Source organism: Aminobacter sp. P4_D5, from assembly GCF_056401815.1.
Map to the genome: position 1 here is coordinate 1 of NZ_JBFUIP010001218.1, position 556 is coordinate 556.

Annotated in this window: 1 protein-coding gene; it reads right to left on the bottom strand. The window is 68.0% G+C overall.

Going from position 1 to position 556, the window contains the following annotated elements:
* On the bottom strand, positions 1-494 hold a 494-nt coding region (locus tag AC1DWF_RS37590), incomplete at its 3' end, for a biotin/lipoyl-containing protein (RefSeq protein ID WP_476843500.1).
* Positions 495-556: the final 62 nt, after the last annotated feature.

Below are 556 nucleotides of genomic sequence, written 5' to 3' on the forward strand. Positions count from 1 at the left end.
TAGGCGCCCTGGTACTGCGCGACCTCCTCGCCCATGAGGAAGACGTCCTTGTCGGCGCGCATCTCCAGCGCCATCGCGTCACGCAGCGCCTCGCGGACGGTGGTGGGCTTGGTCGGGCCCCAATCCTTCTCGGGCGCGACGGAAACCGGCGTCGCCGCGATCGTCGGATGCGGCTTGGCGGCGGGAGCCTCCTCGCTCTTAGCCTGGGCCGGCGCTTCGGCCTTCGGGGCGGGCGCGGCCTTGGTGCCGCCTGTCCCGCCATCCAGCTCCGCGATCGGCGAGTTCACCGCGACGTTCTCGGTGCCCTCGGGCACCACGATCTTCGTCAGCGTGCCCTCATCCACCGCTTCCACTTCCATGGTCGCCTTATCGGTCTCGATCTCGGCGATCACGTCGCCGGACTTCACCGCATCGCCCTCTTTCTTCAGCCACTTGGCCAGCTTCCCCTCCGTCATCGTGGGGGACAGCGCCGGCATCAGGATCTCGACGCCCATCTTACTTCGTCTCCAGCAGGATGTCGGTCCAGAGTTCGCTCTCGTCCGGCTCGGGCGAGGTC